Source organism: Shinella sp. 838 (genome assembly GCF_029623935.1).
Taxonomy (GTDB): domain Bacteria; phylum Pseudomonadota; class Alphaproteobacteria; order Rhizobiales; family Rhizobiaceae; genus Shinella.
Genome location: NZ_JARSBQ010000001.1, coordinates 989603 through 1003844, shown reverse-complemented (window position 1 = coordinate 1003844; position 14242 = coordinate 989603). Strand labels below are relative to the sequence as shown.

The window sequence follows — 14242 nt, the reverse complement described above, 5'->3', positions numbered from 1 at the left end:
GATCAGGCCGTTGCGCGGCCCAGGAACTCCTTGACCTCGTAGCCCGGCATGAAATTGCCGAGGCGCTTGATTTCCCATTGCAGCATGATGCCGGAATGCTCCAGCACGCGGCTGCGCACGGTCTCGCCGAGATATTCCAGCTCGTAGCCGGTCGCCTGACCCGTATTGATCATGAAGTTGCAGTGCATCGGCGACATCTGTGCACCGCCGATCATCACGCCGCGGCAGCCCGCCTCGTCGATCAGCTTCCAGGCCGAATGCCCCCCGGGATTCTTGAAGGTCGAACCGCCGGTCTTCTCGCGGATCGGCTGCACGGTCTCGCGATGCTGACGCACCGCATCCATCCTGGCGCGGATATCCGTCTTGTCACCCGCCTCGCCCTGGAAGACGGCGTGGGTGAAGATCAGGTCGGCAGGCGCAGCCGAATGGCGATAGGTATAGCCCATGTCCGCATGGGACAGCACATGCGGGTTGCCCCTGCGGTCGATCGCATGCACCTCCACCACGAGGTCCTTGGTCTCGCCGCCATTCGCGCCGGCGTTCATGCGCAGCGCGCCGCCGATCGAGCCGGGAATGCCGTAGTAGAATTCGAAGCCGGCAATGCCGTGGTCGAGCGCCATGGCGGCGATGTTCTTGTCCGGGCAGATCGCGCCGGCCTTGATCCGGTTCTCGCCAACGAGCTCGACATCACCGAACCCCTTGGCCGAAAGACGAATCACGACGCCGGGAATGCCGCCATCACGCACCAGAAGGTTCGAGCCGACACCGGTCACCGTGACCGGTACTTCCTCCGGAACCAGCTTCAGGAACGTTGCAAGGTCTTCGCCGTCATGCGGATGAAACATCAGCTCGGCAAGGCCGCCGGCCCGGAACCAGGTGACGCGATCCATCGGCGCATCGGGCGTCAGGCGGCCACGGACCTCCTTGATCCCCTCACCCAACGACGCCAGAAGTTTTGCACCATCCACCTGCTTCATGCCACCTGCCCCGAAATGCCTGCCAAGTCCTTCGGCAGCGCCTGCGCCCAATACGTGATGCTGCCAGCCCCCAAGAGAACCACAAAGTCACCGGGCTTTGCAATGCCGGCGACGATCGGCGCCAAAGCTTCCGGCGACGACAGGAAACGCGCGTCCCGGTGGCCGGCGGATTTGATGCGGGAAACCATTTCCTCCGCCGTGACGCCCTCGATGGGGTCCTCGCCCGCCGCATAGATCGGCGCGATCATCGCCGTATCGGCATCGTTGAAGCAGCCGGCGAATTCTTCGAACAGGCTCGCGACGCGGCTGTAGCGGTGCGGCTGGTGAACGGCAATGACGCGGCCCGTGCAGGCCTCGCGCGCCGCGCTCAGCACGGCCTTGATCTCGACCGGGTGGTGACCATAGTCGTCATAGACGTTCACGCCGTTCCAGCTGCCCGTCAGCGTGAAGCGGCGCTTGACGCCGCCGAAGCTGGCGAGCCCCTTGGCGATCGCCTCCGGCGCGATGCCGAGACGCTGCGCAACGGCAATCGCCGCCGTCGCGTTGGAAACGTTGTGGCGACCCGGCATCGGCAAGCGCAGGTCCTTCAGGGAAATGACCTGGCCGATGCGGCGGCGGCGGATCTCGACGTCGAAGACCGAGGTCGCGCCGTCCATGCGGATATTGCCGAAGCGCACGTCGGCCTGCGGGTTTTCGCCATAGGTGATGACCTTGCGGTCCTCGATGCGGCTGACCATGGCCTGCACTTCCGGATGGTCGAGGCACATGACGCCAAAGCCGTAGAACGGCACGTTTTCCACGAACTGGCGGAAGGCCGCGCGCACGGCATCGAAATTGCCGTAGTGGTCGAGATGTTCGGGGTCGATATTGGTGACGATGGCGACATCCGCCGGCAGCTTCAGGAAGGTGCCGTCCGATTCGTCGGCTTCCACCACCATCCATTCGCCCTCGCCCATGCGGGCATTGGTGCCATAGGCATTGATGATGCCGCCATTGATGACGGTCGGGTCAAGGCCGCCGGCCTCGAGCAGCGTCGCGACCATCGAGGTCGTCGTCGTCTTGCCATGTGTGCCGCCGATGGCGATGGCATTGCGGAAGCGCATCAGCTCGGCAAGCATCTCCGCCCGACGCACGACCGGCAGCAGCTTTTCCCGCGCCGCGACGAGTTCCGGATTGCTCTTCTTGATGGCGGTGGAGACGACAACCACTTCAGCGTCGCCCAGGTTTTCCGCCTTGTGGCCGACAAAGACCTCGATGCCCTTTTCGCGCAGGCGCTGCACGTTGGCGCTGTCCGCCTGGTCGGAGCCCTGGACCTTGTGGCCGAGATTGTGCAGCACCTCGGCAATGCCGCTCATGCCGATGCCGCCAATGCCGATGAAATGAACGAGCCCTATGCTCTGCGGCATCTTCATGGCCGTTCTCCCTTGAATTGTGCGCCCTTGAACTGTGCAATGGGCTTGCCGCCCGCAATAGCCTCAACCATCAAGGCGAGCAAGCGCGCGGCATCCGGTTTGCCCGCCTTTCTGGCGTTTGCGGCCATCTCCGTCATGCGCGCCGGATCGTGCATCGCCTTCGAAACGATGCTGGCAAGCCGCTCCGTCGAGAGCTCTCCTTGCACGATCACCTTCGCCCCGCCGCCCGCGGCGAGCGCCGCGGCATTCGCCGCCTGGTCGTGATCAAGCGCATAGGGATAGGGCACGAGGATGGCGGGCCGACCGATGACCGAGACCTCCGAGACCGTCGAGGCGCCGGAGCGGCTGATGACAAGGTGGGCGTTGCCGATACGCGCGGCCATGTCGGTGAAGAAGGGCGAGACGTCGGCGGGAATGCCGAGCTCGCCATAGGTGCGCACCACCTCGTCGCGGTCTTCCGGCCGCGCCTGCTGGGTGATCCTGAGCCGCATCCGGTCCGCCGGCTCGAGCGCCGCGATCGCCGAAGGGATGGCCTTGGAGAAGAACTGCGCGCCCTGGCTGCCGCCGAACACCACGAGACGGAATTCGCCATCCGTCGAGGCCTGGTAGGGAATGGTCGCGGCTTCGAGCACGGCCGGGCGGACCGGGTTGCCCGTCGTCACCGTCTTTGCCGCATAGAGACCGTCCGTTTCCGGCAGGAAGCCGCCGGCAATCGCCTTGACGCGGTTCGCCAATGCCTTGTTGGCGCGGCCCATCACGGCGTTCTGCTCGTGGATCATCGAGGGGATGCCCATGCCCGTCGCGGCGATGAGCGGCGGCACGGTGGGATAGCCGCCGAAGCCGACGACGACCTTCGGCTTCAGCCGCGCCATCAGTTTTCGCGCAACGCGAATACCCCTCCACAGCGTGAACAGCGACTTGACCACGCTGACCGGGTTCTTCGAGCCGATCGTCGCCGACGGCACGACATGGATCTCGTCTGCCGGGAACTTGCCCGCAAAACGTTCGGCGCGGCTGTCGGTGACGAGATGCACCGACCAGCCGCCGGCCTTCAGCTCATGGGCGAGCGCCTCTGCGGGAAAGAGATGGCCGCCGGTACCCCCGGCGGCGAGAAGAACGATGCCTTTGTTCATGCAAAACCCTTATTCGGCAGGCGCCATGATACCACCACGGAACAGGCTGCGCTCGGAGGCGCGCTTTTCCGGACGGTGGCGGGTCAGCGCCAGAATGAAGCCGGCCGTCACGCAGATCGCGATCATCGACGAGCCGCCATAGGAGATCAGCGGCAACGTCATGCCCTTGGCCGGCAGGAGTTCGAGGTTCACGCCGATGTTGATCATCGACTGCGTACCGATCTGCAGCACGAGGCCGGCAACGGCGAACCGCGTGAAATCGTTGCGCTCCTTGAAGGCATGGTTGAGGCCGCGCATCACCACGAAGGCGAAAATCATGACGATGACCATGCAGAAGAGAATGCCGAATTCCTCGGCCGCGACGGAGAAGATGAAGTCGGTGTGGCTATCGGGGATGATGCGCTTGACGGTACCCTCGCCCGGCCCCTGGCCGAACCAGTCACCGCGGATGATCGCCTCGCGCGCCGTGTCCATCTGGAACGTGTCGCCCTCGCCGGTCAGGAACTTGTCGATACGGCCGGCGACGTGCGGCAGGAAGGTATAGGCCGTCAACAGGCCGCCGACGGCAGCACCGCCAAGCACGATGATCCAGAGCCATGGCATGCCGGCCATGAAGAACATGCCGCCCCAGACGGCAGCGGTCAGGATGGTCTGGCCAAGGTCGGGCTGGGCGACGAGCAGCGCCGCGACGATGCCGAAGAGGATGATGGCGAAGAGGTTGCCGGGGATCTCCGGCTGGCGGGCGTGTTCGGCGAAAAGCCAGGCACAGATGACGACGAAGGCCGGCTTCATGAATTCCGACGGCTGGATGGAGAAGCTGCCGATGGAAATCCAGCGCCGCGAGCCCTTGACCTCGACGCCGAAGAACAGCGCCAGCACCATGGCAGCGATCGAGATGACGAGAAGGATCATCGCCGCCCGCCGCACCTGCCGGGGCGTCATGAAGGAAATGCCGAACATCACGGCGATGGCCGGGATCAGGAACATGGCGTGGCGCTTGACGAAGTGGAAGCTGTCGAGCCCGAGGCGCTCGGCAACCGGCGGGCTCGCCGCGAAGGACAGCATGAAGCCGAGGCCCATCAACAGGATGAAGGCCGCCAGGAAGAACCGGTCTATCGTCCAGAACCAGTCCGCCAATGCACCACGTTCGGCACGACTAACCATGTTTCAATCCTCTGTTTCCACCATTCCAGACGCAAGCCGCCGCATGCGCCTGCCGGAATCGCTTCGTCTAAACCTCGACCAGCATGGACACGCCCGGCAGCGCCGCGACATGTTTCACGAAGGCATCGCCTCTCACTTCGAAGTTCTTGTACTGGTCGAAGCTTGCGCAAGCCGGGGAAAGCAGAACGGCAACCGGGCCGTTTCCTTCCCGCTCGGCATCCGCCGCCGCGTCCTGAACCGCCCGCTCCAGCGTACCGGACATGTCGAAGGGTACCGCCTCGCCCAGTGTTGCCGCGAAGGCGGGCGCCGCCTCGCCGATAAGATAGGCCTTGGCGATCTTCGGGAAGAAGGTGCCGAGCGAGGAAATCCCGCCCTCCTTCGGCACACCGCCGGCAATCCAGTAGATGCGGTCGAAGCTCGACAGGGCGGGTGCCGCCGCATCGGCATTCGTCGCCTTGGAATCGTTGACGAAGAGCGTGCCGCCCTTGCGCCCGACCGGCTGCATGCGATGTTTGAGGCCCGGGAAGGACGCAAGGCCGGCGCGGATCTCGTCCTCACCGATACCGACGGCAAGGCATGCGGCGACGGCGGCTGCGGCGTTCTGGGCATTGTGGGCGCCGCGCAGGGTCTGGATCAAAGAGAGGTCCGCGATCACACGGGTCGCACCACCTTGCGCGAAGATGAGACGCGGCCCCTCGGCATAGATGCCGTCGGCCAGAACATTGCGCTTGGAGATGCGCACGACCTTCGTGCCGGCCCGCTCGACGCGGTCGGCAATGCGTTCGCAAAAACTGTCGTCGACGCCGACGATCGCGGTCCGGCTGCCGGCGACAAGGCGTTCCTTGACGTCGGCATAGTGCTCCATCGAACCGTGCCGATCGAGATGATCCGGCGTCAGATTGAGCAAAATGCCGGCGGACGGATTCAGCGTCGGCGCCAGATCGATCTGGTAGGAGGAGCACTCGACCACATAGAAGCGGCCGGCCTTCGGCGGGTCGAGCGTCAGCACCGCAGTGCCGATATTGCCGCCGAGTTGGGTATCGCGCCCGCTCGCCTTGAGGATATGGGCGATCAGCGCCGTCGTGGTCGATTTGCCGTTCGTGCCCGTTATGGCGATGAAGGGGCAATCGGGCGCGTGCGCCCGGCGCTCACGCACGAAGAGCTCGACATCGCCGACGATCTCGACGCCGGCGGCGCGGGCAAGCTCCGCGCTCCAATGGGGCTTCGGATGAGTGAGCGGCACACCGGGCGAGAGCACCAGCGCGTCGATGGCCGTCCAGTCGAGATTGTGCAGGTCACCCGTGCGGATACCGGCGGACGACGCGTTCTTGACGCTTGCCGCGCTGTCGTCCCAGGCGGTGACGTCGGCACCGCCGGCGGCAAGCGCCAGCGCCGTCGCAAGACCGGAGCCGCCGAGCCCGAAGAGCGCGACCGTCTTTCCCTTGAAGGTGGTGACGGGGATCATGGCCTCTTCACCGCAGCTTGAGCGTGGAAAGGCCGACCAGCGCCAGGATGACGGCGATGATCCAGAAGCGGATGACGACCTGGCTTTCCGTCCAGCCCTTCTTCTCGAAATGGTGGTGGATCGGCGCCATCAGGAAGACGCGCTTGCCCGTCAGCTTGAAGGAAGCGACCTGGATGATGACCGACAGTGTCTCCATGACGAAGAGACCGCCGATGATGGCCATGACGATTTCGTGCTTCGTGGCGACGGCGACGGTACCGATGAGGCCGCCGAGCGCCAGCGAACCCGTGTCGCCCATGAAGATGGCGGCCGGCGGGGCGTTGAACCACAGGAAGCCGAGGCCGGCGCCGATGACCGCACCGAGCACCACGGCAAGCTCGCCCGTGCCGGGCACGAAATGGATCTGCAGGTAGTTCGCGAAGACGGCGTTGCCGGCAAGATAGGCGATGACGCCGAAGGAGGCGGCAGAGATCATCACGGGGACCGTCGCAAGGCCATCGAGGCCGTCCGTCAGGTTCACCGCATTGCCGGCCGCCACGATGACGAAACCGCCGAACAGCACGAAGAAGATGCCGAGGTTGAGCAGGAAGTCCTTGGCGAAGGGAAAGGCGATGGAGGAACCGAAGGTCGAGCCGGCGGCACCCGTCGCCAGCGACGCCCGCATCATGAAATAGGTCGCAGCCCCGGCGATAAGGAATTCAAGGCCAAGGCGCGCCTTGCCGGAAAACCCCTTCTCGGTCTGCTTGGTAACCTTGAGATAATCGTCGTAGAAGCCGATCGCACCGAAGCCGAGGGTGACGAGCAGCGTCGCGACCACGTAGACGTTGGAAAGGTCGGCCCACAGCAACGCACTGCCGACGATGCCGGCGAGGATCATCAGACCGCCCATCGTGGGCGTACCGGCCTTCTTGAAATGCGTCTGCGGCCCGTCGGCGCGGATCGGCTGGCCCTTGCCCTGGCGGATGCGCAGGGAGGAGATGATCATCGGCCCGAACAGGAAGACGATGGTGGCCGAGGTGAACAGCGCAGCGCCCGTCCGGAAGGTAATGTAGCGGAACAGGTTGAACACCTGCACGGTGTCAGCCAGTTCGACGAGCCAAAGCAGCATTGTCACCCTTTCCCCAAAAGGTTCCCCAAGTCATCCACGGCGTGACCGACCGCAGACGGAGATGTCGATTCCATAAAAAAGAAGGCCCGGCGGGCGTCTGCCCGGCCGAACCTCCCTCAAAGCTCGCGTTCCCTCTCCGAGAACGCCGGATATTTGTCAAGCAGGGCCGCCACGATACGGCTGAATCCCGTGCCTTTCGACGATTTCACGACCAGAACGTCGCCCGGCTGCACCGCGCCCAGCGCGTGAGCGGCCAATGCATCCGCCGTATCGCGATACTCCGTTGCAACGCCTTCCGGCAGCGCATCGCGCAACGCCGCCATATCAGGCCCGCCGAGCCAGACATCGCCAATGCCCGCCTCGAGAAGCGGTTCGGCAAGGCCGGCATGAACGAGGGGCGAATGTTCGCCCATTTCCAGCATGTCGCCGAGCACGGCGATACGCCGGCCGCGGCCATGCGGCTCGGCGTCGCGCAAGAGCGCGATCGCCGCACGCATCGAGGCCGGATTGGCGTTGTAGCTCTCGTCGATCAGCGTGAACCAGCCGCCATCCTTGGCAAGCCGGTAGCGGCGTCCCCGCCCCTTCTCCGCCTGCATGGTGGCGAGCCCCGCCATCGCCTTCTCGACATCGCCACCGGCAAGATGCACCGCGCCGAGCACGGCGACGGCATTCTCGGCGATGTGCCGGCCGGGCGCGCCCATCGGCACCTCCAGCGTCTGCCCGCCGACCGCGGCGCGCAGCAGCCCGCCCTCGGCGCTCGGCATGAAATCGAGCAGGCGGAACTCGGCCGCCGGATCGGCGCCGAAACTGTGGATATGCGAAACGCCGGCCGCTTCGGCCGCCTTTTCGAGGAAGGCGAACTGCTCGTTGTCGCGATTGAGAAGGGCATGGCCACCCGGTACGACACCCTCGAAGATCTCGGCCTTGGCAGCGGCGATCTCCTGGAGATCGCGGAAATTGCCGAGATGGGCCGGTGCGATCGTCGTGATCATTGCCACATGCGGGCGCACCATAGCGACCAGCGGGCGAATCTCGTCGGGGTGATTCATGCCAATCTCGAAGACACCATAGTCGGTGGTCTCCGGCATGCGGGCGAGCGTCAGCGGCACGCCCCAGTGGTTGTTGAAGGATGCGACGGAGGCATGCACGCTGCCGGACGGCAAGAGCGCCTGGCGCAGCATCTCCTTCGTCGTCGTCTTGCCGACGGAGCCGGTGACGGCGATGATGCGGGCAGCCGTACGGTCACGCGCCGCGCAGCCAAGATCGACAAGCGCCTGGAGCACGTCAGGCACCACGATCATCGGCGTCACGAGCCGGCCGAGCGCCGGCAGCTTGCCCTCGCTGACAACGAGCAGCGCCGCACCGTTGGCAACGGCGAAGCTTGCGAAGTCATGGCCATCGACGCGGTCGCCCTTGATGGCGAAGAACGCTTCGCCAGGGCCGATGTTGCGGCTGTCGATGGAAATGCCGGTGACGCCCTGCGGCAGGTTGCCGATGGGGCGGCCGTGCAGGGCGGCGACGAGATCAGGCGTGGTCCAGAGCCATTTCAACGGTCGAGTTCCTCCAGGGCCTTGCGCAGTTCCGCGTGGTCGGAGAACGGCAGCGTAACGGTACCGACGGTCTGCCCCTCCTCGTGGCCCTTGCCGGCGACGATCAGCGTATCACCGGACTGCAGCATGCGGACGGCGCTGCGGATGGCCTCGGCGCGGTCGCCGATCTCGGTCGCCCCCCTTGCTGCAGCCATGATTTCCGAGCGGATGACAGCGGGGACTTCGGAGCGCGGATTGTCGTCGGTGACGATCGTCACGTCAGCGAGGCGCGTCGCGATCTCGCCCATGATCGGCCGCTTGCCCTTGTCACGGTCGCCGCCGCAGCCAAAGACCACTATGACGCGACCCGTCGTGAAGGGGCGCACGGAATTGAGGACGTTTTCCAGCGCATCCGGCTTGTGGGCATAGTCGACATAGGCGAGCGCGCCGTTCCTGGCATGCCCCACCAGTTCGAGGCGGCCAGCGGCGCCGATCAGCTTTTCGAGTGCGGCCATGGCGGTTGCAGCGGAAACGCCGGTCGACATGGCAAGGCCGGCGGCCACAAGGGCGTTCGCCACCTGGAAATCGCCGGCAAGCGGGATGTGCACCTCATAGATGTCGTCGCCGACATGGATTTCGGCGGTCTGCTTGTGGCGGAAATGCTCGACACGCTTCAACGCGAGATAGTCGCCCTTGCGGCCGACCGTGCGCACATCGAGCCCGGCTTTCTTCGCAGCGTCGATTGCCTGGGCCGACCACTCGTCGTCGGCATAGATGACGGCGGGCTGGCCCTTGGCAAGCAGCGTATCGAATAGCCGCATCTTGGAGGCCATGTAGTGCTCGACCGTCGGATGATAATCCATGTGGTCGCGACCAAGATTGGTGAAGGCGGCGGCGGCAAGCTTCACGCCGTCGAGGCGCGCCTGGTCGAGCCCGTGGCTGGACGCTTCCATGGCCGCATGCGTGACGCCGGCAGCGGCAAGTTCGGCGAGCAGTTCGTGCAGCGACACCGGATCGGGGGTCGTCAGCGACCCATAGTCGTTGCGGCCGGGTGCGACGACGCCGGTCGTGCCGATCATCGCGGCGGCGTGGCCGGCATGGGCCCAGATCTGGCGAGTGAAGGACGCGACGGAGGTCTTTCCGGCGGTACCGGTCACTGCGACCATGGTCTCCGGCTGGCGACCGTAGAAGCGGGCGGCGGCAAGCGCCAGGAACCGGCGCGGCTCGGCAACCGCAATGACCGGGACAGAGGCGTCAGCCTTGCTCCCGGCGGCAACGACGACCGCGGCGGCGCCGCGCGAGACGGCATCGGCGATGAAGGCGCTGCCATCGGCCTTGGTGCCCGCAAGCGCGACGAAGAGATCGCCCGGCTTCACCTTCCGGCTGTCGCTGGTTATGCCGCGGATGTCTGTCGCGGCTGCGACGGAAAGGTCGTTGGTTTCGGGTCCGGCAAGGTCACTGATCTTCATTGTCCGCTCTGCTGCTTTCCAGTGGAAACCGTTTCCATTCGAATCGGCTTCCCGTCTTCTCCATTCAATAAGACACGAGCAAGGCAGACCCGTCCTCACCGAATTTCGGCTTTACACCGAGAAGCGCGGCCGAGCGGCGGATGATCTCGCCGACCATCGGCGCGGCGTTGAGGCCGGCGGTGCGCCCCCCACCCTCGCCCGTCTGCGGCGCGTCGATGAAGGTGAGGACCACATATTTCGGGTCGTCGATCGGGAAGGCCGAGAGGAAGGCGTTGAAGTTCTGGGTGTTGGAATAGCGGCCGCCGACGACCTTGTTGGCCGTACCCGTCTTGCCGCCGACGTTGAAACCCGGAACGAGCGCCCGGCGACCGGAACCGTCATTCGCATTGAGCTTGAAAAGGTAGCGCATCTTGTCGCCGGTCTCCGGCTTGACCACGACCTTCGCCACCTCGTTCGCCTCCTCGGCCGTGCGCGGCAGGAAGGTCGGGTTGATCAGGAGGCCACCGTTCATCAGCGCTGCCGCGGCCACCGCCGTCTGCAGCGGCGTCGTCGAGACGCCGTGGCCGAAGGAAATGGTGATGGAGTTGATCTTCTTCCATTCGCGCGGCTGCGTCGGGGTCTTCACCTCGGGCAACTCGGTCTCGAGCTTCGTCAGCAGGCCGAGCCGCGTCAGAAACTCCTTGTGGCCGGCAATGCCGACGACGTCGGCCATCTTGGCCGTACCGATATTGGAAGAGTACTGGAAGATTTCCGGCACGGTCAGCACGCGGTGCTTGCCGTGGAAGTCCTTGATGGTGAAGCCGCCGATGCGGATCGGCGCGCGGGCATCGAAGCTGTCGGTGATCTTCACCTTGCCCGAATCGAGCGCCATGGCCGTCGTGAAGCTCTTGAAGGTGGAGCCCATCTCGAACGTGCCGTTCGACATGCGGTTCATCCAGCCGTCCTTGGCGCCTTCGGCCGGGTTGTTCGGATCGTAGTCCGGCACCGAGGCCATGGCGAGAATCTCGCCCGTATGTACGTCCATCACGACGGCGCCGGCGGCGATGGCCTTGTATTTCTCCATGCCCGTCGCGACGACCTCGCGCACGATGGCCTGGACGCGCAGGTCGATGGACAGGCGCACCGGTTCCAGTTTGGCATCGCTCGTCATGCCGATCGCAGCGAGGTCGGCAAGACCCTGGCTGTCGATGTAGCGCTCCATCCCGGCAATGCCGCGGTTGTCGATATTGACGTGGCCGACGATATGCGAGGCCGTAACGCCGCCCGGATAGAAGCGGCGCTTTTCCGGCCGGAAGCCGACACCGGGAATGCCGAGCGCCAGGATACGGCTCTGCTGCTTGGGCGTCAGCTGGCGCTTCAGCCACTGGAAGCGGGATTTCGAGGTGAGCTTGCGGTAGATGCCGCGCCGATCGAGATCGGGCATGACGGTCGCGAGCATTTCCACCGCCTCGTCCGCATCGACGATCTTGTGCGGCTCGGCATAGAGCGAGACGGTGCGGATGTCGGTGGCGAGGATTTCACCGTTGCGGTCGACGATGTCGGGGCGCGAAGCCATCAGGTGGTCGGCAGGACCGATCGAGGACACGGTTTCGGGCGAGGCCATGCCATATTGCACGAGTCGCCCGCCGATGACGGCATAGACCATGCCGAAGCAGCAGATGATGACGGCGACGCGGCTGCGGGCCTGCGAGCCGGAGCGCTTGCGCGTGCCCTCGAAGGCGTGGCCTCCACTGCCGGTCGCACGGTTGTTGTTGCCGCCGGCACTGAAATGCGCCTTGCTCTTGAGGTCCATGATGCGGGAGAGAAACGACATCAGTTTGCCACCGATCCGGTTTGGATTGCGTCCGTCTCTTTCGCCTTCTTCTTGTTCTTCTTGTCGTTTTGGGCGACCTTGTCGTCCTTCTCCGGCTCCAGCGCCGGCAGCTCGGCCATCGGCATGGGCAGCTCGTTCGGCTGGGCGAGCTGGGTCGATTCGGTCGGAACGAGCTTCAGGTCCGTCTCGAAGGTCTTCACCAGGCGGTTCAGGCGGTTCGGCTGGGTGAGCAGCGCCCAGTCCGCTTTGAGGAGGTCGATCGTGTCCTCTTCCAGCTTGATCTCGGCATCGAGCTTGCGCACCTCTTCCCGCTTGTTCTCCGCCTGGTGCTTGATCGAATAGGTGACGGTGGCTGCTGTGGTCATGACCGCTATCATCACGACATCAAGGGTACGGAACATCACTCAGCTTCCCATCTTCGCAAGGTCGGCAAGGTTCGGCAGGTTGAAAATGGACAGGTCATCCGTCCCGGCAGGAGCGCCCGTGCGCTCGCCCGCCCTCAGCTTCGCGGATCGGGCGCGCGGATTGACCGCGCTCTCCTCGTCGCTGGCCGCCACCATAGGGCGCCCGACTGGTGCGAAGGTTGCGGCCTTGTCGTGAACTTGCGGCAGATGCCGCGACCCTGCCGCCTTTCCGGCGCGATCCTGGAAGAATTTCTTGACGATCCGGTCTTCCAGCGAATGGAAGGAGACGATGACAAGACGCCCGCCCGGCTTCAGGGCCCGCTCGGCCGCGAACAGCGCCTCGGCGAGCTCGCCGAGCTCGTCGTTGACGAAGACGCGCAGCGCCTGGAAGACGCGCGTCGCGGGATGGATCTTGTCCTTGGCCTTGCGCGGCGTCGTCAGCTCGATGAGGTTGGCGAGCTGGCGCGTCGTGGTGAAGGGCTCCTTCTCGCGCGCCTTCTCGATGGCGCGGGCGATTCGGCCGGCCTGCTTCTCCTCGCCGAGGAAGCCGAAGATGCGGATGAGGTCGGAAACCTTTGCGCGATTCACCACGTCGGCGGCCGAAACGCCCGATGCGGACATGCGCATGTCGAGCGGGCCGTTCTTCTGGAACGAGAAACCGCGCTCGGCCTCGTCGATCTGCATGGAGGACACGCCGATATCGAGCACGACACCGTCAAGCCCGCCCGCGGGCGCGTGTTCGGCAAGCTCGGAAAAACGCGAATGGATGAGGCTCAGCCGGCCTCCGGAGGCCGCGACAAGCCCCTGGCCGCCGGCAATGGCGTTGGGATCGCGGTCAAGCGCGATAACATCCGCCCCCTCGGCGAGGATTGCGGAGGTGTACCCCCCGGCACCGAACGTGCCATCGAGGATGACCTGGCCGGGTTTCGGCGCAAGCGCCGCAAGAACCTCGGAGAGAAGAACCGGAATGTGACGGACCGATCCGCCATCGGCATCAGAAAAACCTCCGCCAAGATCCGCCGCCATTCCGATTCTCCGTCTTACCCCAAGCCCAGACCTCGCGTCCTGAACTCTTCCCGGGCGGCCGCCTGTGTGGCTAGGAATGTCTGCGGTGCCCAGAGCTGAAAATGATCCGCCCGACCGACAAAGGTCACGTCCGTGGCAATACCCGTATAGTCCCGGATGAAATCCGTGACCGGCAGGCGCCCTTCCGAATCGAGCTTCATGAAGACCCCGCCCCCGTGAACCAGGAGCGACATCCGATTGGCTTGCGGCGAAAGAACATCCTCGCTGGCGATCTGGCGCTCGAAACGATCGAGAAGATCCAGCCCGCCGACGCTGATCGCCGGAAACAAGAAATCCTGGAAGCAGTACAGCTCCCGGATGTCGCGCTGCGACAGCACGGAGCGAAAGGCCGAAGGAACGGAAACCCGCCCCTTGGCATCGATCCTGTTTGTCGCATTCGACAGGAACCGGTTCATGACGCGATACAGCCGCTTCCAGAGCCATGGCGCTGTGCATCCGCCCCGGCTCACCCAACACAACACCGCGCACGCAAGCCAGCCCTGATGCGTCGCCTACGCGCCGCACCGTCCCCAGCCGGTTAGCCTCAAAGCTTTGCGATGATCGGACGCTCATGCGTCCTCGTGCAGTGTGAGTTTGGGATACCATGGGACCATATGGGCGTCAATGGGAAGTGACCTCGTTCCCCGTAGTGAGACCGTCAAATGTTTATAAGGCGTTAAGTTTAACAAATGGTTAGGAACGG

Annotated in this window: 12 protein-coding genes; all 12 read right to left on the bottom strand. The window is 64.8% G+C overall.

Annotated elements, in window-relative coordinates; all coding sequences use genetic code 11:
- Positions 1 to 2: 2 nt before the first annotated feature.
- Entirely contained in the window at positions 3 to 977 is a 975-nt protein-coding gene (murB, locus tag P9A16_RS04735) for a UDP-N-acetylmuramate dehydrogenase (protein WP_023516474.1), read from the bottom strand.
- Positions 974 to 2389 carry a UDP-N-acetylmuramate--L-alanine ligase gene (gene murC / locus P9A16_RS04730; protein WP_278025562.1) on the bottom strand — a complete coding sequence of 472 codons (1416 nt, stop codon included), beginning with the start codon at positions 2387 to 2389 and terminating at the stop codon, positions 974 to 976. The genes murB and murC overlap by 4 nt, the downstream gene beginning before the upstream one ends.
- The gene (gene murG / locus P9A16_RS04725) at positions 2386 to 3522 is read right to left on the bottom strand and encodes an undecaprenyldiphospho-muramoylpentapeptide beta-N-acetylglucosaminyltransferase (RefSeq protein WP_023516472.1); all 1137 of its coding nucleotides are present in this window, start codon (positions 3520 to 3522) and stop codon (positions 2386 to 2388) included. The genes murC and murG overlap by 4 nt, the downstream gene beginning before the upstream one ends.
- A 9-nt stretch (positions 3523 to 3531) precedes the next feature.
- Complete coding sequence (gene ftsW / locus P9A16_RS04720; protein WP_023516471.1) at positions 3532 to 4686, bottom strand: putative lipid II flippase FtsW; 1155 nt, start codon at positions 4684 to 4686, stop codon at positions 3532 to 3534.
- Between the two features lie 67 nt (positions 4687 to 4753).
- Positions 4754 to 6151, bottom strand: coding sequence for a UDP-N-acetylmuramoyl-L-alanine--D-glutamate ligase (gene murD, locus P9A16_RS04715; protein WP_024271547.1), 1398 nt, complete (start codon positions 6149 to 6151; stop codon positions 4754 to 4756).
- Between the two features lie 7 nt (positions 6152 to 6158).
- A complete protein-coding gene (mraY, locus tag P9A16_RS04710) occupies positions 6159 to 7259 on the bottom strand; it encodes a phospho-N-acetylmuramoyl-pentapeptide-transferase (RefSeq protein ID WP_023516116.1) in 1101 nt (366 codons plus the stop codon).
- A 116-nt stretch (positions 7260 to 7375) separates the two neighbouring features.
- Positions 7376 to 8809, bottom strand: a complete 1434-nt coding sequence (locus P9A16_RS04705) for a UDP-N-acetylmuramoylalanyl-D-glutamyl-2,6-diaminopimelate--D-alanyl-D-alanine ligase (RefSeq protein WP_023516117.1) — start codon at positions 8807 to 8809, stop codon at positions 7376 to 7378.
- Positions 8806 to 10257 carry a UDP-N-acetylmuramoyl-L-alanyl-D-glutamate--2,6-diaminopimelate ligase gene (locus P9A16_RS04700; protein WP_023516118.1) on the bottom strand — a complete coding sequence of 484 codons (1452 nt, stop codon included), beginning with the start codon at positions 10255 to 10257 and terminating at the stop codon, positions 8806 to 8808. The genes P9A16_RS04705 and P9A16_RS04700 overlap by 4 nt, the downstream gene beginning before the upstream one ends.
- A 64-nt stretch (positions 10258 to 10321) precedes the next feature.
- A complete protein-coding gene (locus tag P9A16_RS04695) occupies positions 10322 to 12070 on the bottom strand; it encodes a peptidoglycan D,D-transpeptidase FtsI family protein (protein ID WP_023516119.1) in 1749 nt (582 codons plus the stop codon).
- On the bottom strand, positions 12070 to 12471 hold the full coding sequence (gene ftsL / locus P9A16_RS04690) for a cell division protein FtsL (protein ID WP_023516120.1): 402 nt from the start codon (positions 12469 to 12471) through the stop codon (positions 12070 to 12072). The genes P9A16_RS04695 and ftsL overlap by 1 nt, the downstream gene beginning before the upstream one ends.
- Before the next feature lie 3 nt (positions 12472 to 12474).
- Complete coding sequence (gene rsmH, locus P9A16_RS04685) at positions 12475 to 13500, bottom strand: 16S rRNA (cytosine(1402)-N(4))-methyltransferase RsmH (protein ID WP_023516121.1); 1026 nt, start codon at positions 13498 to 13500, stop codon at positions 12475 to 12477.
- A 14-nt stretch (positions 13501 to 13514) separates the two neighbouring features.
- Positions 13515 to 13955, bottom strand: a complete 441-nt coding sequence (gene mraZ / locus P9A16_RS04680) for a division/cell wall cluster transcriptional repressor MraZ (RefSeq protein ID WP_023516122.1) — start codon at positions 13953 to 13955, stop codon at positions 13515 to 13517.
- Positions 13956 to 14242 lie beyond the last annotated feature (287 nt).

Excerpts from the sequence above, each read along its gene's own strand:
- murB (WP_023516474.1), bottom strand. The coding sequence starts at position 977 with ATGAAGCAGGTGGATGGTGCAAAACTTCTGGCGTCGTTGGGTGAGGGG.
- murC (WP_278025562.1), bottom strand. The coding sequence starts at position 2,389 with ATGAAGATGCCGCAGAGCATAGGGCTCGTTCATTTCATCGGCATTGGC.
- murG (WP_023516472.1), bottom strand. The coding sequence starts at position 3,522 with ATGAACAAAGGCATCGTTCTTCTCGCCGCCGGGGGTACCGGCGGCCAT.
- ftsW (WP_023516471.1), bottom strand. The coding sequence starts at position 4,686 with ATGGTTAGTCGTGCCGAACGTGGTGCATTGGCGGACTGGTTCTGGACG.
- murD (WP_024271547.1), bottom strand. The coding sequence starts at position 6,151 with ATGATCCCCGTCACCACCTTCAAGGGAAAGACGGTCGCGCTCTTCGGG.
- mraY (WP_023516116.1), bottom strand. The coding sequence starts at position 7,259 with ATGCTGCTTTGGCTCGTCGAACTGGCTGACACCGTGCAGGTGTTCAAC.
- P9A16_RS04700 (WP_023516118.1), bottom strand. The coding sequence starts at position 10,257 with ATGAAGATCAGTGACCTTGCCGGACCCGAAACCAACGACCTTTCCGTC.
- P9A16_RS04695 (WP_023516119.1), bottom strand. The coding sequence starts at position 12,070 with ATGTCGTTTCTCTCCCGCATCATGGACCTCAAGAGCAAGGCGCATTTC.
- ftsL (WP_023516120.1), bottom strand. The coding sequence starts at position 12,471 with ATGTTCCGTACCCTTGATGTCGTGATGATAGCGGTCATGACCACAGCA.
- rsmH (WP_023516121.1), bottom strand. The coding sequence starts at position 13,500 with ATGGCGGCGGATCTTGGCGGAGGTTTTTCTGATGCCGATGGCGGATCG.
- mraZ (WP_023516122.1), bottom strand. The coding sequence starts at position 13,955 with ATGAACCGGTTCCTGTCGAATGCGACAAACAGGATCGATGCCAAGGGG.